General features: G+C 60.1%; 14 protein-coding genes. 11 read left to right on the forward strand and 3 right to left on the reverse strand.

Annotated elements, in window-relative coordinates; genetic code table 11:
* Window positions 1–8: 8 nt before the first annotated feature.
* The 10 genes from LC094_RS02560 (at window position 9) to LC094_RS02605 (ending at window position 12,921) form a co-directional block, all read left to right on the forward strand.
* Complete coding sequence (locus LC094_RS02560; protein ID WP_226549998.1) at window positions 9–1,562, forward strand: DUF6161 domain-containing protein; 1,554 nt, start codon at window positions 9–11, stop codon at window positions 1,560–1,562.
* 60 nt (window positions 1,563–1,622) lie between these two features.
* Entirely contained in the window at window positions 1,623–2,594 is a 972-nt protein-coding gene (gene murB, locus LC094_RS02565; protein WP_226549999.1) for a UDP-N-acetylmuramate dehydrogenase, read from the forward strand.
* 178 nt (window positions 2,595–2,772) lie between these two features.
* Window positions 2,773–3,684: a D-alanine--D-alanine ligase gene (locus LC094_RS02570; RefSeq protein ID WP_226550000.1), complete on the forward strand. Its 912-nt coding sequence runs from the start codon at window positions 2,773–2,775 to the stop codon at window positions 3,682–3,684.
* Entirely contained in the window at window positions 3,672–4,664 is a 993-nt protein-coding gene (locus LC094_RS02575; protein WP_226550001.1) for a cell division protein FtsQ/DivIB, read from the forward strand. The genes LC094_RS02570 and LC094_RS02575 overlap by 13 nt, the downstream gene beginning before the upstream one ends.
* Window positions 4,661–5,992, forward strand: coding sequence for a cell division protein FtsA (gene ftsA / locus LC094_RS02580; RefSeq protein WP_226550002.1), 1,332 nt, complete (start codon window positions 4,661–4,663; stop codon window positions 5,990–5,992). The genes LC094_RS02575 and ftsA overlap by 4 nt, the downstream gene beginning before the upstream one ends.
* A 418-nt stretch (window positions 5,993–6,410) precedes the next feature.
* A complete protein-coding gene (gene ftsZ, locus LC094_RS02585; protein ID WP_226550004.1) occupies window positions 6,411–8,093 on the forward strand; it encodes a cell division protein FtsZ in 1,683 nt (560 codons plus the stop codon).
* A 289-nt stretch (window positions 8,094–8,382) separates the two neighbouring features.
* Complete coding sequence (lpxC, locus tag LC094_RS02590) at window positions 8,383–9,312, forward strand: UDP-3-O-acyl-N-acetylglucosamine deacetylase (RefSeq protein ID WP_226550006.1); 930 nt, start codon at window positions 8,383–8,385, stop codon at window positions 9,310–9,312.
* A 186-nt stretch (window positions 9,313–9,498) separates the two neighbouring features.
* The gene (locus LC094_RS02595; RefSeq protein ID WP_226550008.1) at window positions 9,499–10,335 is read left to right on the forward strand and encodes an outer membrane protein assembly factor BamD; all 837 of its coding nucleotides are present in this window, start codon (window positions 9,499–9,501) and stop codon (window positions 10,333–10,335) included.
* A 13-nt stretch (window positions 10,336–10,348) separates the two neighbouring features.
* Window positions 10,349–12,001, forward strand: coding sequence for a DNA repair protein RecN (gene recN, locus LC094_RS02600; protein WP_226550010.1), 1,653 nt, complete (start codon window positions 10,349–10,351; stop codon window positions 11,999–12,001).
* A 272-nt stretch (window positions 12,002–12,273) separates the two neighbouring features.
* Window positions 12,274–12,921, forward strand: coding sequence for an FkbM family methyltransferase (locus LC094_RS02605; protein WP_226550012.1), 648 nt, complete (start codon window positions 12,274–12,276; stop codon window positions 12,919–12,921).
* A gap of 158 nt (window positions 12,922–13,079) precedes the next feature.
* Here LC094_RS02605 and LC094_RS02610 read toward each other — a convergent pair whose 3' ends face one another.
* Window positions 13,080–14,444: an FAD-binding oxidoreductase gene (locus LC094_RS02610; protein WP_226550014.1), complete on the reverse strand. Its 1,365-nt coding sequence runs from the start codon at window positions 14,442–14,444 to the stop codon at window positions 13,080–13,082.
* A 150-nt stretch (window positions 14,445–14,594) separates the two neighbouring features.
* Here LC094_RS02610 and LC094_RS02615 point away from each other — a divergent pair, with 150 nt between their 5' ends.
* Complete coding sequence (locus LC094_RS02615) at window positions 14,595–16,280, forward strand: chloride channel protein (RefSeq protein ID WP_226550015.1); 1,686 nt, start codon at window positions 14,595–14,597, stop codon at window positions 16,278–16,280.
* 60 nt (window positions 16,281–16,340) lie between these two features.
* Here the strand turns inward: LC094_RS02615 and LC094_RS02620 are convergent, their stop codons facing one another.
* Together LC094_RS02620 and LC094_RS02625 are read right to left on the reverse strand one after the other, a co-directional pair.
* Complete coding sequence (locus LC094_RS02620; RefSeq protein ID WP_226550016.1) at window positions 16,341–16,682, reverse strand: DUF427 domain-containing protein; 342 nt, start codon at window positions 16,680–16,682, stop codon at window positions 16,341–16,343.
* Window positions 16,683–16,850: 168 nt separating this feature from the next.
* A complete protein-coding gene (locus LC094_RS02625) occupies window positions 16,851–18,632 on the reverse strand; it encodes an aminopeptidase P family protein (protein ID WP_226550017.1) in 1,782 nt (593 codons plus the stop codon).

Raw genomic sequence — 18,632 nt, forward strand, 5'->3', positions numbered from 1 at the left:
GGCCGGATTTGGATATTTCTGAGATTAAGGACAGAGAGACGCTTGAGGCGTGGTTGCAGGGGCGCAGCCATGAGGATGCGGTTGCGATAGCTGCGCGGGCGGCGCTGCGGGTTTTGCCGGTTTATTGGCAGTGGAGCTTGTCTGAAGGAAAGCACGCAAGTGATTTATTAACACTGCAAGTTCTTCGCTGTACTTTGATTTCAATGGTTGCGGCGGAATCTCCGCCTGCAGGGATCGCGCGTGCTGCGAACTCTGCCGTTGCTACCGCTTATGCCATTATCGTGCAACATTTCGGGTATCAATATGCCTCTGCTATGGGCGCGGCAGAGGCGGCGATTGATGCAGCAACGACAGTTTATGCTGGCATCGGGGCTGCAACTGGCTTGTCTTTCGATGAAGCACTTCGGCTAGAAGTGCAAACCGACTGTGTGTCATTGGAAAATGGTAAAGATTTATTTGCTCTGGCTTTGTGGAGCAGCGTCAACTTTTTGGGCGAAGAGTGGCAGAATGTTCTGAAAGCACTGGAAGAAGAGCAAAACGATCCCGGAGTTTGGCGCGTCTGGCGCGACTGGTATACGGGCATTCTTAACCCAGTCAGATATCCGCCTTCTTGGGAATTCTATAGAAAAATTGCTCTGATAGAAGATGAGACATGGGAAGCTGGGCCTGAAGCGATCTCAAAACGAATTGAGGAGATTAAAGCGGGGCGCTTTTCTATTCTCGATCCGCAGCGTGATCTGGATGAGAAAATGCAGAGTGTTTCTAGGCATGTCGAGCAACTTGAGCGAGCTATCCCGAAGTTTTTAAAAGATTTGTCTGGCCTTGAAGAGCGTTTTGAGGAAGTTGAAGGTCAGGCGAAGGGCGTAAATCAAGATCTTTCTGCCACAAGTTCGTATGCGCATTCGATAGCTGATCACACTAAACGCGCGCTTGAGAAAAACGAATCTGATCTGGCACTTCGCTTTCAGGAGCTTCAAAAAGAATATGAGAACAAAATTCAGGCCAGATTTGACGCTTTTCACGCCGCGAACCGAATTAAGGCTCCCGTCGACTTATGGTCGGAAAAGGAAATAGAGCACAAAAAAAGTCGGAAGCTTGCCTTTACCGGATTTGTGGTTGGCCTCATTGTCATTGCAGCTGCCATCGTTTGGGTAGGCGCGACGCTTTTGAACCCCAGCGAAAACTTGATTTTGGCTCTATCACCTGTGGGTTGTGACCTTATTGATCACCCAGAGTTGTGCAAAGGTTTCAGTTTTCGCGGCATGATCTTGTCAGGTTCCGTGCTGACGCTTTTAACGCTCGCACTCTGGTTCACCCGCATTCAGATGAAGCAATATCTCTCTGAGCGGCACTTGGTTTTGGACGCGCGTGAGCGCCGCGCTTTTGCCCAGACTTATATCGGTCTGATCGAGGAAGGAGATACCAGCAAGGAGGCCCAAGAACAGCGTGCCTTGGTCTACGCTGCACTCTTCCGGCCGAGTTCTGACGGTATCATCAAAGACGAGGGCGGCATTGATCCGTCGCTCACGGCGGCGCTGAGTAAATTGCTGGCGGGGAAGTAACCCTTCCCCCCATCCCCCAATCTGTTATGACGCTCCTAATCCGACGCAAGAGAGCCGCCTATGACCCAGACCTATCCCACGCCCCGAGGCAAGCTGACCGAGAACCGGGCTTTGGCCGATCTCACGTGGTTGCGTGTGGGCGGGCCTGCGGATGCTCTGTTTCAGCCGGCGGACCTTGAGGATTTGCAGAGCTTTCTCGCCGCTCTCGACCCCTCCGTCGCGGTTTTTCCGATGGGCGTCGGCTCCAACCTGATCGTGCGGGACGGCGGCATTCGCGCCGTGGTGATCCGCATGGGGCGGGGGTTTAATGGCATCGAGATCGAGGGCAATCGGGTGACTGCCGGGGTCGCCATGCTGGACGCCCATGTGGCGCGCAAGGCGGCGCAGGCCGGGTTGGACCTGACCTTTCTGCGCACCATTCCCGGCGCCATCGGCGGTGCTGTGCGGATGAATGCGGGGTGCTACGGTTCCTATGTGGCCGATCATTTCGTCTCTGCCAAGGCCGTGACGCGCGCTGGCGAACTGGTGACGCTCACTGCCGAGGATTTGAATTTCCAATACCGCCAGACCGATCTGCCAGAGGGCTATGTGATCGTCGAGGCGACCTTTGAGGCCGAGCGTGGCGATCCCGCCGAGCTTGAAGCCAGAATGGTGGATCAACTCGCCCGCCGCGACGCCTCCCAGCCGACCAAAGAGCGCAGCGCAGGCTCGACGTTTCGCAACCCGGCGGGGTTCTCTTCGACGGGTAAGGCCGACGATGTGCATGATCTGAAGGCCTGGAAGGTGATCGACGACGCGGGGCTTCGCGGCTTTTCCATCGGCGGCGCGCAGATGAGCGAGATGCATTCCAACTTTATGATCAACATCGGTGAGGCCACAGCACACGATCTCGAACTTTTGGGCGAGACGGTGCGAAAAAAAGTATTTCAAAACGCCGGTCTCGCGTTACAGTGGGAAATTAAGCGCATCGGCGAATTTTCTGGCGATCCGATCCCGGATGGTCTTGCCGAAGCACAAATTTCCGAGGCATAAGTGCCTTACGCGCTCTGAGCAGGGCGTGTTTTCCCGAAAGGGCGTAAATCAGACCCCGAAGTGGGGCGGTTTTTCAAAGGGTCACATAAGATGACCCGATATCAAAAGGGCCACATAAGATGGCCCAGTGTGTCACGGGTCGCGAAAAGACGATCCTGTAAATTTGAGGCGAGTGGACATGTCGAGCAGGCAGTCCCCGAAAGTCGCGGTCCTCAAAGGCGGTCCCTCTGCTGAACGCGAGGTGTCTTTGTCTTCCGGTCGCGAATGCGCAGAGGCGCTTCGGGGTGAAGGATTCGAAGTGGTTGAGATCGACGCAGGCGAAGACCTGTGCGCGAAGCTGACGGCGGCGGCGCCCGATGTCGTATTCAACGCACTGCATGGTCGGTTCGGCGAAGACGGCTGTGTTCAGGGTCTGCTCGAATGGATGCGCCTTCCCTATACCCACTCCGGCGTGCTTGCTTCGGCTTTGGCCATGGACAAGGAAAAGACCAAAGAGGTCTACCGTGCCGCTGGCCTGCCCATTGTGCCCTCCAAACTGGCGTCCCGCTTTGAGGTCGAAGCCGGTCATGTGATGGCCCCGCCCTATGTGGTGAAACCCTATAACGAAGGCTCCTCCGTGGGCGTCTACATCGTGCGCGAGGGCTCCAATGCGCCGCGCCTGTCGGATGAGATGCCTGCGGTGGTCATGGTCGAACAATATGCGCCGGGCCGCGAGCTGACCTGTTCGGTGATGGGCGACAAGGCGCTCTGCGTCACCGATATTCTCACCGATGGCTGGTATGACTATGAGGCGAAATACGCCACGGGCGGCTCGCGCCATGTCTGTCCTGCCGAAATCCCCGAAGAGATCGCAGCGGCCTGTCAGGACTACGCGCTCAAGGCGCATCAGGTGCTTGGCTGTCGTGGTGTGTCGCGGACGGATTTCCGTTGGGATGAAAGCAAAGGCCTCGACGGTCTGGTGCTTTTGGAAACCAACACCCAGCCGGGCATGACGCCGACCTCGCTCTCGCCGGAGCAGGCGCAAAAGAGCGGCATCACCTTTGGCCAGTTCTGCAAATGGATGGTGGAGGACGCCTCATGCGACCGATAGATCCCACTGAATTTGCCAAAGGCCCGACACTTGGCGGCTCCGCCCGCGTGTCCGAAGCCGTTGCCCGCGCCATCCGTGCGCGCCGTGGTCAGAGCGGCGAGACGGAGAGCGCGCCGCAGCGTCCGCGCGACCCGGCGCCGTCGCGAACCGCCTACCGGATGAGCCGCCTCTGGCTCACGCCGTCGTTCCGCTTTTTCCTCCGCCGCATCGCGCCGGTCGCGGCCGTCGCGGCCTGCATCGGGCTTTGGTTTGCGCCTGAAGACAACCGCGAGGCCTTCATGGGGCAGGTCATGGCGATCAAGGCCGAGGTCCAGAACCGCCCCGAATTCATGGTCAAACTCATGGCCATCGATGGTGCCTCAGGCGAGCTGTCCGAAGACATTCGCGAAGTCATGGCCCAGGATTTTCCGGTCTCCTCCTTTGATCTCGACCTGCCGGGGCTGTTGGCGCAGGTCGAAAGCCTGGATGCGGTCGAAAGCGCCGGGCTGCACGTTCGTGCGGGCGGCATCTTGCAGGTCGACATTGTCGAGCGCACGCCCGCCGTGGTCTGGCGCTCCGATCTGGGGTTGGAGATGCTGGATGCCGAAGGGCACCGTGTTGCCGCCTTGGGCAGCCGTCTGGATCGTCCCGACCTGCCGTTGATTGCGGGCGAGGGGGCGGATCGCGTTGTGCCGGAAGCCATGGCGATCCTCAAATCCGCCGGTCCCCTGACCCCGCGTCTGCGCGGGTTGGTGCGGGTGGGCGAACGCCGCTGGAACATTGTGCTGGACCGCGATCAGGTGATCCTCCTGCCGGAGGTCAAACCGCTGGGTGCGCTGGCGCAGGTGGTGGCGCTGGATCAGGCCAAAGACCTTTTGGGGCGTGACGTGGCCGTGGTCGACATGCGCCGACCGACCCGACCGACCGTGCGTCTCACAGAGGCTGCACAAGACGAATTGAAACGCCTGCGGGGCGTCGAACTTGGAGTGTCTTATCGATGACCGATTTGTACGAAGCCCAACGGGCCATGCGGAACATGCGCAAAGCCGCCCTGCAACGCGGTGTGATTGCCATTCTCGACGTGGGTAGCTCGAAAATCGCCTGTCTGGTGCTGCGCTTTGACGGCGAGCGTTTCATGGGCGGCGATGGGGTCGGGGCCTTGGCCGGTCAATCGTCCTTCCGCGTCATCGGCGCCGCCACCACCCGCTCGCGCGGTGTGCGGTTCGGCGAGATCGAAGCCATGGCCGAAACCGAACGCGCCATCCGCACCGCCGTGCAGGCCGCGCAAAAGATGGCCCAGACCCGCGTGGATCACGTCATCGCCTGTTTCTCCGGCGGCAGCCCGCGCTCTTATGGCATCGCGGGGCAGGTCGAGGTCGAATATGACACCGTGTCGGAACAGGACGTCGCCCGCGTGCTGGCCTCGTCTGACGTGCCGGATTACGGCAACCACCGCGATGTGCTGCACGCCCAGCCGGTGAACTTTCAGCTCGATCACCGCTCCGGCCTCAAAGATCCGCGCGGTCAAATCGGGCAGAATCTCGCCGTCGACATGCATATGCTGACGGTGGACACGGCCACGATCCAGAACCTTCTCTATTGTATCAAACGCTGCGACCTCGAAGTCGCGGGGCTGGCCTCTGGCGCTTACGTGTCCGGCATTTCGGCTCTTGTGGAAGATGAACAGGAACTGGGTGCGGCCTGTATCGATATGGGCGGCGGTGCGACCGATGTGTCGATCTTCATGAAGAAACACATGATCTATGCCGATAGCGTGCGCATGGGCGGCGATCACGTGACCTCCGACATCGCAATGGGGCTGCAAATCCCGCTGGCGACCGCCGAGCGGATCAAGACCTTTTACGGCGGCATCGTCGCCACCGGCATGGACGACCGCGAGATGATCGAGGTCGGCAGCGATTGTGGCGACTGGGAGAAAGACCGTCGCACTGTGAGCCGCGCCGAGTTGATCGGCATCATCCGCCCCCGCGTCGAGGAAATCCTCGAAGGCGTGCGCGAATGTCTGGATGCCGCAGGGTTTGAACATATGCCCAGCCAGCAGATCGTGCTGACAGGCGGGGCCTCGCAAATTCCGGGGCTTGATAGTCTGGCGCCGAAAATTCTTGGTCAGAATGTCCGTATCGGGCGGCCTTTGCGGGTCCAGGGCCTGCCGCAGGCGGCCACGGGCGCGGCCTTTGCCTCCGCCGTCGGCCTGTGCCTCTTTGCGGCCAATCCGCAAGACGAATGGTGGGACTTCGAGATCCCGGCGGAACGCTATCCGGCGCGGTCTCTGAAACGCGCGGTGCGTTGGTTCAAAGACAATTGGTAAGCGGTTGCAGCCCCTATTGCAGCTCCTGCGGGGGCTGTGATAAACACTACATATAGGCAGAAGGCCCGGGAAACGGGTCGGAGAGACATAAGGCACAAGAGCAGTGCCCGGACATGACAGCGATGCTTTGCGGCATCTCAGGCCCTTTTTGTAGGGGGCGAGGGGGATCGCCTCTTTTCGTATGTCTGAATGGTTAACCGCTAAATCTGGCCTCATGCGCAAAATCCCGCCGAAAATAGCGGCAATATACCCCATATTTTGTGGCATTCCCGTGTTTTTGGGATGACGCCGTAGACGAAACCCCATAATATTAAGGGTGAATAGGTAAAGTTTGCCCCGATTCACGGGGCGGGGACATCGGGCGGTTTGGGCAGAATGTGCAATCGCCCCGGCACGAGAGAAAGCAGGCGGTACACTCATGGCTTTGAATCTGACGATGCCCGAGCGGGACGAGTTGAAACCCAAGATCACGGTCTTCGGCGTTGGCGGCGCGGGCGGCAATGCGGTCAACAACATGATCGAAAAGGCGCTTGAGGGCGTCGAATTCGTCGTGGCAAACACCGACGCGCAGGCGCTGCAACACGCCAAGGCACAGGCCCGCATCCAGATGGGTCTGAAAGTGACCGAGGGTCTGGGCGCAGGCGCACGTCCTTCCGTGGGCGCCGCCGCAGCCGAGGAAAGCATCGAGGCCATCGTCGATCAACTGGCGGGCGCGCATATGTGCTTTATCACCGCCGGTATGGGCGGCGGCACCGGCACGGGCGCGGCTCCGATCATCGCGCAGGCCGCACGTGAGCTGGGCGTTCTGACCGTCGGCGTTGTGACCAAACCCTTCCAGTTCGAAGGCGCGAAACGTATGCGCCAAGCGGACGAGGGCGTCGAGCAGCTTCAGAAAATGGTCGACACGCTGATTGTGATCCCGAACCAGAACCTGTTCCGCCTCGCCAACGAGAAAACCACCTTTACCGAGGCCTTCTCCATGGCCGATGACGTGCTGTACCAAGGCGTCAAAGGCATCTCCGATCTCATGGTCCGTCCGGGCCTCATCAACCTCGACTTTGCCGACGTGCGTTCTGTGATGGACGAAATGGGCAAGGCGATGATGGGCACCGGCGAAGCCACCGGCGAAGATCGCGCCGTGCAGGCCGCCGAGAAAGCCATCGCCAACCCGCTTCTGGACGAGATTTCTCTGAAAGGTGCGAAGGGCGTTCTGATCAACATCACCGGCGGGCACGACCTGACGTTGTTCGAACTGGACGAAGCCGCCAACCGCATCCGCGAAGAGGTGGACCCGGAAGCCAACATCATCGTCGGCTCCACGCTCGACAACGACATGGATGGCGCGATGCGTGTGTCCGTCGTCGCCACCGGCATCGACGCCACCGTGGTTGCCGAAGTGCCGGTGCCGCGTCGTCGTCTGGCCGAGCCGCTGCAAGAGCCGACCGTTGTCGAGGAAAAGCTTGAACAAGCCGCTCCCGCCGCTGTGGCTGCTGCCGCCGCAGTCGAGGCCGCGGCCTACGAAGAGCCTGCCCAGCCGACCCTTGATGTCTTCGATCCGCAGGCAACGCATGCCCGTGCTGAGGCCCGCACCTCTGCACCGGAAGAGTCCTTCCGCGCGCTCGACGACGATCTGCCGCCGCCGGCCTATCAGCCGCGCCCGCAGCCCGCGCCGCAACCGGCCATGCACGAACCGCAGGCCGACGCTTTCGTGGCCCCCCGCGCGCCCGCTCCGGGCACGCCGTCGCCGGAAGCCATGGCCCGTCTTCAGGCCGCTGTCTCCAAACAGCCGCGCGCCGACGTGCGTCACGAGCAACAGCAACCGCGTTACGCCCAACCGGCGGCCCATCCCGCCGCAGAAGCCAAACCGGCCCGTTTTGGCATCAACTCCCTGATCGGTCGTATGACCGGCCATGGCGGCGAAGAAGAGGCACGTCATCAGGCCGCTCCTGCCGCGCCCGCACCGCAACCGCAGCAGGCCCGTTTCGGTGCCCAGCCGCAGGTGCGTCCGCAGGTGCATCAGGCCTATGACGAGGATCAGGACCCGAACCCGGACGCCGAGAAAATCGAAATCCCGGCCTTCCTGCGTCGTCAGGCCAACTGACATAAGTCTGTGATCGGGCCGTTATGAACCACATGACCTTAGGTCACAATCACAGATATTACAGACCCTAAAAGGCCGCCTTCGGGCGGTCTTTTTCATTTTAAAACAATGGATTGCCGCATTGCGGCAAAATCCTGCGCGGTTTTTTGCCTCTGCTCAAAGGGAGATGTTTCAATCCGTTACAAAGATTGAGTTGAGGTGGGGCGGGGGGAATGGTTATTTCAATATCAACCAAGCCCGAAGTGTATTTGGGCAGAGGTGAACAAAAAGTTAAAACATGAGGCACAAAGTGCAGAGCACAGTCGCAAAAGAAATCCGGTTTGACGGGGTGGGTCTCCACTCCGGGACGCCCGCGTGCCTTGTGCTTTCGCCTGCACCTTCGGGGCATGGCATCGTCTTTGTGCGCTCCGATCTCACTGCTGATGTGAATGCCCGCATTCCCGCGCGTTGGGATGCTGTCGTTCCCTCGCAGCTTTGCACGCTCATTCGCAACGAAGATGGCGTCGAGCTGTCGACCATCGAACATATCATGGCGGCGCTGGCGGGCTGTGGCGTGACCAATGTCATCGTCTCTGTCGATGGTCCGGAAGTGCCGATCCTCGATGGCTCCGCGGCCCCCTTCGTCGATGGTATCCTGGCCGCTGGCCTCGTGCGTCAGGACGGTCCGGCGCGGGCGCTCAAGATCCTGAAACCCGTCGTCGTTGAGACCGAGAGCGCCACTGCGCGCCTTGAACCCTCCGACACGATGGAAATCGAATTCCACATCGACTTCGCGGATCGCGCGATCGGTGTGCAGGACAAACATCTCGTGATGGCGAATGGCGCCTTCGTGCGTGAACTGTCGAATTGCCGCACCTTCTGCCGTCAGGCCGAGGTCGATATGATGCAGGCCAATGGTCTGGCTCTGGGCGGTGTCGCCGGTGAGAACGCCGTCGTCTTCGATGACGATAAGGTCAACGGTGGCCCCTCCGGTCTGCGCCATGCGGACGAGCCGGTGCGTCACAAGATGCTCGATGCTCTGGGCGATCTCTACCTTGCGGGTGCACCGATTCTGGGGCGCTACGTCGGTCAGAAATCCGGCCATGCGGTGACCAATGCGCTCTTGCGCAAACTCTTTGCTACGCCGGGGGCCTGGGCCTTTGTCACGGTGGACGCGAAAACCGCGAAACGCCTGCCGGGTGCCGGTGTCAGCCGCGCTGATCTGGCCTTTTGCGCCTGATCTTTCGGCTCTTCTTTCGGCTTGGGCGAGCAACAGGATAACCCCACAGTCCCGCGCATTTTTCGACGTGACGATCACGTGACGACTTTTCCCGTCTAAAGGCGTTTTGCCTCGGATTTTTCTGTGCTAGGAGTGTGGGCACGCCCCCAAGGAGGGGCGTGTGGAACGGTGAGGGTAGGGCCTTTCATGACGGCACGAAAAACAGGTCATTTCGCAGTAGTTGTTGGATTTTCCATGGCTTTTCTGACAGCCTGCGGGAACAATGCTCCGACGCGCGATTTGGAGGGCTACCCGGCCGAAGAGATCTACGCCCGCGCGGAATATGAGATCACGCAAAAAGATTACGGCGACGCTGCGCAGTATTTTGGCGAGGTCGAGCGTTTGTACCCCTATTCCGACTGGGCCAAACGTGCGCTGATCATGCAGGCCTTCTCCTATCACCGCGACAAGGATTACGAGAGCGCCCGCGTTTCCGCGCAGCGTTTCCTCGATTTCTACCCCGCCGACGAAGATGCCGCCTATGCGCAGTACCTTTTGGCGCTGTCCTATTATGACCAGATCGACGATGTGGGCCGCGATCAGGGTCTGACCTTCCAGGCATTGCAGGCTCTGCGTGCCGTTATCGAACGCTACCCCGACACCGAATATGCGCGCTCTGCGATTCTGAAATTCGATCTGGCCTTCGATCACCTTGCTGGCAAGGAGATGGAGATCGGGCGCTATTACCTCAAGCGCAAGCATTACGCCGCCGCCACCAACCGCTTCCGCGTCGTGGTCGAGCAATTCCAGACCACGCAACACACGCCGGAGGCGCTGCACCGTCTGGTCGAAAGCTATCTGGCGCTGGGTCTCGTGGAAGAGGCGCAGACCGCTGGTGCGATCCTCGGTCACAACTATCAGTCGACCGAATGGTATCAGGACAGCTACAAATTGCTGACGGGGCAGGGGCTTGAGCCGAAAGCCTTTGAAAACAACTGGCTTGGCGCGATCTATCGTCAGATGATCCGCGGCGAATGGCTCTGAGGCTCACACAAAAATGCTAAGAAGTCTCGACATCCGGGACATGTTGATCATCGACCGGCTGGAACTTGAGTTTCAGCCGGGTCTCAACGTTTTGACCGGCGAGACCGGCGCGGGCAAATCCATTCTTCTCGACAGTCTCGGTTTTGTACTGGGCTGGCGCGGGCGCGCCGATCTGGTGCGTGCGGGCGCGGCACAAGGCGAGGTGACCGCCGTTTTCGACCTGCCGAAAGGCCATGATGCCGAAGAGGTCCTGACCGAACTCGGCATGGACACCGACGATGGCGAGCTGATCCTGCGGCGGGTGAACACGGCCGACGGTCGGAAGACCGCCTGGGTCAATGACCGACGCGTGTCGGGCGATGTGCTGCGGCGTCTGTCGGAGGTTCTGGTCGAGCTGCATGGCCAGCATGACGACCGCGGGCTTTTGAACCCGCGCGGGCATCGCGTGTTGCTCGACACCTTTGGTGGTGTGGACACGCTGTTGGCGGCGACCCGGACTGCATGGAAAACGCTGGCCTCGGCGCGCAAAGCGCTGGCTCTGGCAGAGGCTGAACAGGCGGCTCTGAAAGAGGAAGAGGACTTCCTGCGTCATGCCGTGGGCGAGTTCGACGCGCTGGCGCCGGAGCCGGGTGAAGAGGCCAAATTGGACGCCGAACGCCGCCTCATGCAATCGGCGGAAAAGATCGCGGCAGATGTCGCCAAGGCGCATCAGGCGATTTCCTACGATGGTGGTGAGGGCATGTTGTCGGATGCGCTCAAATGGCTCGAAGGGGCGGCGGAAAAGGCCGATGGGCGGCTTGATAGCGCGATCGAGGCGCTTGGCCGGGCGCTCAATGAATTGGCCGAGGCGCAATCCGATGTTGAAGAGTGCATCGAGTCCTTGCGCTTCAATCCGCATGAGCTTGAGACCCTCGAAGAGCGGCTTTTTGCGATCAGAGGCCTGGCCCGTAAGCATAATGTTCTGGCCGATGACCTGCCGGCATTGGGCGAGGAATTTCGCACCAAACTCGCAGCACTCGACAGTGGCGCAGGCGATTTGGCGGCGCTTGCCAAATCGGTGACACAGGCGGAGGCCGCCTATGATGCCGCAGCGTCGGCTCTGACCGAGGCACGCCAAAAGGCCGCGTCCGAACTCGACGCCCTCATGGCCCGCGAATTGGCGCCTCTGAAGATGGAGCGCGCGGTGTTTGCGACCGAGGTCAGCCAAGGCGAGCCGGGCGCGGAGGGCCGCGACGAGGTGTCCTTTACTGTTGCGACCAACCCGGGCGCACCGGCGGGGCCTCTGGGCAAGATCGCTTCTGGCGGCGAGCTGTCGCGCTTTCTTTTGGCGCTTAAGGTCTGTCTGACCCGCGACCAGACCGGCGTGACGATGATTTTCGACGAGATCGACCGCGGTGTCGGCGGCGCCACGGCCGATGCGGTCGGGCGACGCCTCAAGGCGCTCTCGGACGAGGGGCAGGTGCTTGTCGTGACCCACAGCCCACAGGTGGCGGCGCTTGGTGGTCATCATTGGCGCGTGTCGAAACGGGTCGAGGCGGGCGTGACGCTCTCTGAGGTGACGCCGCTGGACGCAGGCGCGCGAGTCGATGAGCTGGCGCGGATGCTGTCCGGCGATACCATTTCCGACGCAGCGCGGGAGGCAGCAAGGTCGCTTTTGGCGGGTTAGAGTTTGATTTTTACTCATGGCGGGGGGGAATTGGTTTCGCCCAAGCTGTACTTATCTCGAACAAAGCTTTCAGGGGTCGGGTGAACCGGTTCGAAAAAGGAGACGGCTGATTGCCTCCTTTTCTGTTGCCGCCCTGGCAAGATTGAAGTCTACATGAATTCATTCGACCTTGAGACGTGTTGCGACCTGTTTTCCGCACAAGTCGCGAACGAGATACGAAGTGTTCTTGCATAGCGAGATGTAGTGTCGTCTAAATCTCAACTGCGGACGCTTTGAACGATAGCTTGGAGACAGTTTTGTTAGAACCTTACACATATAGTTCACATCAGTTTGGTGGACGAACCGCAAAACTGCCCAACAATCACGGCGGAATTATTGGTAGGCATTGGGCAAAAGGACGATTTTACGAGCAGGCGCTTTTGCGTTTCGTCCGGGCACAGACTGCTGCGGGGACCTACCTTGATGCAGGCATGAACATTGGCAATCATTCTTTGTTTTTTGCGAAATTCTGTAAATCTCGTACTGTATATGCGTTTGAGCCCTACATTCGTCATATCCTTCGTGCAGAGGAACTATTTCAAGCCAACGATGTTCATGAGAAAATCCGGGTTTTTAACTGTGCCTTGTCAGATCAACCTGGTGAAATTTCGATAAATATCGCCAATCAGCCAGCCACTGTGCCGGCGCTGAGAGTTGACGATCTGGGCCTTACGGATCTGGCCGTGATGAAAATTGACGTCGAAGGTGCTGAGGACGCGGTGTTGCGCGGTGCATACGAGACTTTGGGGCGGTGCCGTCCACTTCTGCTCGTTGAGGTGTTTGATGAGAATTACGATGCCAATGTGACGATTTTGGCCGACATGGGATATCAGATTGGCGAAAAATTTGGCCCCGCAACATATGCTTTCAAGCCGATTTAAAGCGTTTCTGCTTAGGGTCCTGAGCCTAAACCTGACTCCGGGTTTGAGCAGAAAAGCTTTAATCAATCTGTAGCATCTGTCTGTCACACTGTTGCCCGTGAAGGGTAGCGAGTTTTGGGCGCGGAGGTTTCCGCGCCCGTTTGCTTTTTCGGTCTTTCTTACGGCACCAACTTGCCGGGGTTCAGGATATTCGTCGGGTCCATCGCTGCTTTGAGCTGACCCATGATGCCCCAGGCGGCGCCATGTTCTGCGGGCATCAGGCCCTTTTTGCCGATGCCGATGCCATGTTCGCCCGTGATGGTCCCGCCCAGTTTCAGCGCGCGTTCGGCCATCAGATGCGCCAGACGTTTGCCTTCTTTGATCTCCGCCTCGTCATTCGGATCAACCAGCAGGATTGCGTGGAAATTGCCGTCGCCGACATGGCCCAAGATCGGCCCGTGCAGCGGAGAGGCGGCGATGTCGGCGCGGGTCTGTTCGACCGCTTCGGCCAGTTTCGAGATCGGCACACAGATGTCGGTGACCACCGCTTTTGCGCCTTGGCGCAGCGCCAGACAGGCCCAATAGGCATGGTGGCGCATGGTCCAGAGCGCGGTGCGATCTTCGGCCTTGGCGGCCCATTCGAAATCCGAGCCGCCGAAATCATGTACGATCTCGCCAAAGGTCTCGACCTGTTCGGCGACGGTGGCGTCAGAGCCGTGGAATTCGACGAAAAGATGCGGTTTCAGCGGGAAATCCGCGCCCGCATATTTGTTCACCGCATCGACGCTTTCGGCGTCCAAAAACTCAATCCGCGCCATCGGCAGACCCATCTGGATCGTCGCGATCACGGCCTCGACGGCGGGGGTGATTTCGTCAAAGGAACAGACGGCGGCGGAGATCGCCTCCGGTTGACCATGGAGCCGCACGGTCATTTCGGTGATCAGCCCAAGCGTGCCCTCGGAGCCGACAAAAAGCGAGGTCAGGTCATAGCCCGCCGAGGATTTCCGCGCGCGGCTTCCGGTGTGAATAATGGTCCCGTCGGCCAGAACGACCTCTAGCCCGATGACATTCTCTTTCATCGTGCCGTAGCGCACGGCGGTGGTGCCCGACGCGCGCGTCATCGCCATGCCGCCGAGAGAGGCATTGGCACCGGGATCGACCGGGAACATCAACCCGGTGCTGCGCAGCTCGACATTCAACGCCTCGCGGGTGATGCCGGGTTGAACCACGGCGTCCATATCGGCGTCATTGACCCGCAGCACCCGGTTCATGCGGTTGAAATCCACCACCAGACCGCCGGTCGTCGCGAGTGTCTGACCCTCCAAAGAGGTGCCTGCGCCGAAGGCGGTGACGGGCACACCATGGGCGTGGCAGATTTTCATGATTTCGGAGACTTCTGTAGTGGTCTCCGGGTAAGCGACCGCTTCGGGTGGCGTGTGCGGAAACCAAGTCTCAGACAGGCCATGCTGATCGAGTTCGGACTTGGATCGGGTGAGCCGACCCTCTAGAACATTGGAAAGCGCGGCATAGGCTGTGTCAAACATGGGGACTCACTTGTCTGTTAAGGCCCGGCGACCATAAAGGAGGCGGGCAGTCAGGGAAAGCGGATGCGCATGGCTGGGCAGGTTTAGGTGACTGTCGTTGCGTCAGGTGCCGAAAGTCACGCTGAAAGACAAGAGGGGGACAGCAGGCAGATGGCCGAAGACAAAACGGCATATCCGGCGAAAGCGTTTCAGGACATTCGCGAGGGTCTGATCGAGGCGCTCGATCTGATGCGCCGTCGTGGTCCGAGTCAGATTCAGTTCTGGTTCATCGCGCTTCTGATCGGGATCGCCTCGGGTTTTGCCGCGCTGTCGTTTCGCAAGGCGATCGATTATTTGCAGGGGCTGTTTTACGGCACCCATGACCTGCGCCACCTGCACAGTTTTGCAAGCGAACTGCCTTGGTTCTGGGTCTTGCTTTTGCCGGTGTTTGGCGGGCTTTTGGTCGGCATCGTGTTGAACTGGTTCACGCCGGACGGCCGCGTGCGCTCGGTCGCCGATGTGATCGAGGGCGCCGCGATGAATGAGGGCCGGGTGGAGAAACGTGCGGGCCTTGCCTCTGCACTGGCCTCTCTCATCACGCTTTCGACGGGCGGCTCTTCGGGGCGCGAAGGTCCCGTGGTGCACTTGGCAGGGGTGATTTCCACATGGGTGTCGAACCGCTTACATGCCGATGGTATCACCGGGCGGGATCTCTTGGGCTGTGCCGTGGCCGCCGCCGTTTCCGCCTCCTTCAACGCACCCATCGCGGGCGCCTTGTTCGCGCTCGAAGTGGTGCTGCGTCATTTCGCGGTGCATGCTTTTGCCCCGATTGCTATCGCCTCCGTGGCAGGCACGGTGATCAACCGGATGGAATTCGGCGGTGTCACCGAGTTTACGCTGGCCGCCGAGGGCGCGCTGACCTTCTACGTCGAATTGCCGGCCTTTTTGCTGCTCGGGCTGTTGTGCGGGCTGGTCGCCGTCCTGATGATGCGGACGATTTTCATGGCGGATGATTTCGGCACTTGGGTGCAGGAAAAGCTGCACCTGCCGCCCGTGCTCAGACCCGCCTTCGCCGGGCTCTTGCTGGGCCTCATTGCCATCCAATTCCCGCATATCATCGGGGTCGGCTATGAGACGACCTCCTACGCGCTCACCGGACAGCTCTTGTTGTGGCAGGCGGTGATTTACACGGTGATCAAGGTCATCGCCGTCTCCATCACCATGGCGGGGCGCATGGGTGGGGGGGTGTTTTCTCCGGCACTGATGGTGGGGGCCTTGACCGGCCTGTCCTTTGGTCTTGTGGCGACGGCGATCTTTCCGACCGTCTCCGGCACCGCGACGCTCTACGCGCTGGCGGGGATGGGCGCTGTGGCTGCGGCTGTTCTGGGCGCGCCGATTTCCACCACCTTGATCGTTTTCGAACTCACCGGCGACTGGCAGACGGGGTTGGCCGTCATGGTCACCGTCTCCTTGTCCACGGCTTTGGCTTCGCGCTTTGTGGATCGCTCGTTCTTCCTCACGCTTCTGGAGCGCCGCAATGTGCATTTGGCGGCGGGGCCTCAGGCCTATCTCTTGGCCACCGTCAGGGTGCATCAATGCTACCGCAAACCCGATGCGCCCCGCGCGGCCTCGGAAGACGCCTGTCGCGAGCTGATCGGGCAGGGGATTTACCTCTCGCCCAATGCCACGCTGGAAAAGGCCATGCCTTTGTTTGAAAAGAACAATCTGATCTTCATTCCTGTCGTGACCCTGCGCGAGGACACGGGCGCCGAGCTACATGGCGCTTTGTTTCAGGTCGACGCGCTTCGGGTGTTTTCGCGCAAACTGGCGGAGACGGCGGCGGAAGAGCATTCGTAAACGCAAAACGCGGACCTTTTGGCCCGCGTCTTTCAATGAGTATTTAGACCAAGAAAAAGCTCAAAGCTGTTCGACAGCGGCCTTTTGCGCGTAGAAGGCGATGTAGCCTTTGACCTCGGCGGCGACCTCATTGGGCTCTTCATAGCTCCAGGCGGCGTTTTCGATCACCACGGATTTGGTGTGAATGTCGAAATGCTTGGCGGTGCCTTTGAACGGGCAGGCCGCGACCGTGTCGGTCTCTTCGAGAAACGCCATGGCAAGGTCCTCGCGCGGGAAATAGATCACCGGCGGGTAATCGCCCTCGGTCAGCTCCAATGCATTGGCGGTTTCGCCCAGAACGGCCCCGCCAGCCCGCACCACCCATTTGCCCGCAGCGGGGCGAATTTTGATGTGATCTCCCATGTCGTCGTCCTTTTTATTTGTGTTGCGCGCAGCTTAGCCCCTTTTGTCCCAAGCTGGAAGCCAGACGGGCCTGAAAACGTCCCGTCAAAACGTCTTATAAAGGGGCGCCAAAACGCAGATTTGTCGGTTTCGACAAGGTTTTAGCAGGCTTTGCATGTCAGGTATATGTCAGACGGGGGCCACCGCTTGTCTCAGCCAGATTTTGGCATGCTCTGAGACCCGATCCTTGAGCTTGTCCCAGACCTCTTCGTGATAGGCGTTGATCCAATCCTGTTCCCAAGGCGCCAGCTCGTCGGCGAGGATCAGGCTACGGTCGATTGGCACCCAGGTGAGCGTCTCGAAACTTAGCATATCGCGCGGATCGGCACCGGTCAGTTCAGGCGCCTCTTGCACCACGATCAGGTTCTCGATGCGGATGCCATAGGCCCCCTCGCGGTAATAGCCCGGTTCGTTCGACAGGATCATGCCTTCTTCAAGCGGCAACATCGACAGCCGCGAAATCCGCTGCGGGCCTTCGTGGACCGACAGGTAGGCGCCGACGCCATGCCCGGTGCCGTGGTCAAAGTCTCGGCCCATCCGCCACAGAGGCGCCCGCGCCAGCGCATCGAGGTGCCCGCCCGCCACGCCGCGTGGAAAGCGCGCGGTGGAAATTGCGATCATGCCCTGCAACACGGCGGTGAAAGCGGCGCGTTCCTCGGCGCCCGGATCGCCCAAAGCAACCGTGCGGGTGATGTCGGTGGTGCCGTCCTGATACTGCGCACCGCTGTCGATCAGCAGCAATTCGCCCTCTTTGAGTGCGCGGTTCGTGTCCTCGGTCACCCGGTAATGCACGATGGCGCCATTGGGACCGGAGCCGCAGATCGTGTCGAAGGATATTTCCTTGAGTTTCCCTGTGGCGGCGCGGAAGGATTCGAGCTGTTTCACCACTTCGATCTCGGTCAGATCCTCGGGCATCTGCTCGGACAGCCAGCTCAGGAACTCGACCATCGCAGCCCCGTCTCTGAGATGTGCCTCGCGCGAACCGGCGATTTCCTCGGGCGTTTTGCAGGCTTTCGGCAGAATGCAGGGGTCCGTGCCCTCAATGATCTCGGCATGTTTCAGCATGGTTTTCACCGCGAAAGGCGCGCTGCCGGGATCGACCAGCACGCGGCCCGTCAGCTCCTCCAAGGCGGCCCCGAAGGCGGCACGCGGCAGAATGGAAATGCGCGGGTCCGGCCCGAGATGGGCGTATTTCGCGGCCTCGTCAAACAGCATCAGCCGCCCCGTGACGGTCAGAATGCCAAAGGCCTGCACCACCGGGTTATGCGCAATATCAGAGCCGCGAATGTTCAACAGCCACGACAGGCTGTCGGGCAGGGTGAGCACCACCGCCTCTGCACCTGCTGCGGCCACAGCGTCGCCAATCTCCGTGAATTTCTCCTCAGAAGTTTTACCCGTGAGCTCAAAGGGTTGAGCCGCCACAGGTTCAGAGGGCCGCGCCGGCCGGTCGTTCCAGATTTTGTTCACCAGATTGCCGGTGGAAATCAACTCCTTGCCGCCGCCCGCAAGCATCTGACGCAGGCCTTCGACCTCACGGATCGTATGCAGCCAGGGATCAAAGCCGATCTTTTCCGCCGTCTCGCCCAAAAGCCAGCCGCCCAAAGATGTCCCCGGCCAGTCGACGTAATCGAAAATCTTCGGATCGCATTGCGCGCGCACCTGCACCGTATAACGCCCGTCGGTGAACACGGCCGCGCGGCCCTTGAGCACCACGGCAAACCCGGCCGATCCGGTAAAGCCGGTGAGCCAGGCCAGACGTTCATCACAAGGGGCGACATATTCGCCCTGATGCGCATCGGCGCGCGGCACGAGAAAGGCGTCGAGCCCGGCCTCGCTCATCTCTTGGCGCAGCGCGGTCACGCGCGGGGCGGCCTGGTCGGGGCGAGAGGTCACGTCAAAGCTTTGGAACAT

This window comes from Celeribacter naphthalenivorans, from assembly GCF_020524585.1.
GTDB lineage: Bacteria > Pseudomonadota > Alphaproteobacteria > Rhodobacterales > Rhodobacteraceae > Celeribacter > Celeribacter naphthalenivorans.

What these genes read in the sequence shown, in the direction of transcription:
- recN (WP_226550010.1), top strand. Translation starts at nt 10,349, where the DNA reads ATGCTAAGAAGTCTCGACATCCGGGACATGTTGATCATCGACCGGCTG.
- LC094_RS02620 (WP_226550016.1), bottom strand. Translation starts at nt 16,682, where the DNA reads ATGGGAGATCACATCAAAATTCGCCCCGCTGCGGGCAAATGGGTGGTG.
- LC094_RS02595 (WP_226550008.1), top strand. Translation starts at nt 9,499, where the DNA reads ATGACGGCACGAAAAACAGGTCATTTCGCAGTAGTTGTTGGATTTTCC.
- murB (WP_226549999.1), top strand. Translation starts at nt 1,623, where the DNA reads ATGACCCAGACCTATCCCACGCCCCGAGGCAAGCTGACCGAGAACCGG.
- ftsZ (WP_226550004.1), top strand. Translation starts at nt 6,411, where the DNA reads ATGGCTTTGAATCTGACGATGCCCGAGCGGGACGAGTTGAAACCCAAG.
- ftsA (WP_226550002.1), top strand. Translation starts at nt 4,661, where the DNA reads ATGACCGATTTGTACGAAGCCCAACGGGCCATGCGGAACATGCGCAAA.
- LC094_RS02615 (WP_226550015.1), top strand. Translation starts at nt 14,595, where the DNA reads ATGGCCGAAGACAAAACGGCATATCCGGCGAAAGCGTTTCAGGACATT.
- LC094_RS02610 (WP_226550014.1), bottom strand. Translation starts at nt 14,444, where the DNA reads ATGTTTGACACAGCCTATGCCGCGCTTTCCAATGTTCTAGAGGGTCGG.
- LC094_RS02575 (WP_226550001.1), top strand. Translation starts at nt 3,672, where the DNA reads ATGCGACCGATAGATCCCACTGAATTTGCCAAAGGCCCGACACTTGGC.
- LC094_RS02570 (WP_226550000.1), top strand. Translation starts at nt 2,773, where the DNA reads ATGTCGAGCAGGCAGTCCCCGAAAGTCGCGGTCCTCAAAGGCGGTCCC.
- LC094_RS02625 (WP_226550017.1), bottom strand. Translation starts at nt 18,632, where the DNA reads ATGTTCCAAAGCTTTGACGTGACCTCTCGCCCCGACCAGGCCGCCCCG.